This window comes from Pseudoflavonifractor sp. An85 (assembly GCF_002161235.1).
In the GTDB taxonomy this organism is placed as follows: domain Bacteria; phylum Bacillota; class Clostridia; order Oscillospirales; family Oscillospiraceae; genus Enterenecus.
The window spans coordinates 1-505 of the sequence record NZ_NFHE01000145.1; the positions used below are offsets into that span (position 1 = coordinate 1).

At 53.5% G+C, this 505-nt stretch carries 1 protein-coding gene; it reads left to right on the forward strand.

Features of this window, described 5'->3' with window-relative positions:
- Nucleotides 1–344 (forward strand): hypothetical protein (locus B5G37_RS15485; RefSeq protein ID WP_087259004.1); only part of this gene is annotated, 344 nt, incomplete at its 5' end.
- Nucleotides 345–505: the final 161 nt, after the last annotated feature.

Below are 505 nucleotides of genomic sequence, written 5' to 3' on the forward strand. Positions count from 1 at the left end.
AGCAAGTATATGCCGCAGACAACTGCAAGAGCCAGAGTGAATTTGTGGAAAAGGCAATTCAGTTCTACGCTGGCTACCTGAACACCAAGAACGCCAGCGCCTTCCTGCCCGAAGTTCTCACCACGATACTCATTGGTATCATGGATGACTTCGCACAGCGCATGGGCAGACAGCTCTACAAGGTGGCCGTGGAACAAAATCTGTGCAACCACATTCTCATCTCCGACACCGACATGGACCAGCGGACCTACCAGCTCATGCGTGGCCGGAGTGTGCGGGAGGTGGACAGCACCAACGGACGCATCACATTCAAAGAAGTGTTGGACTTCCAAAGGTCTGTGTAACCTGTGACGAAGCTGGTACAGAAAAGTGGCTACATCCAAGCGTCTAAGGCCGGCGGGTACATGAAGTACATTGCCACCCGTGAAGGAGTGGAGAAGTTGGTGGGCAACGGCCCGGCCACCAAAGGACAGCGGGAATTCATTCAGAAACTGCTCCATGACTT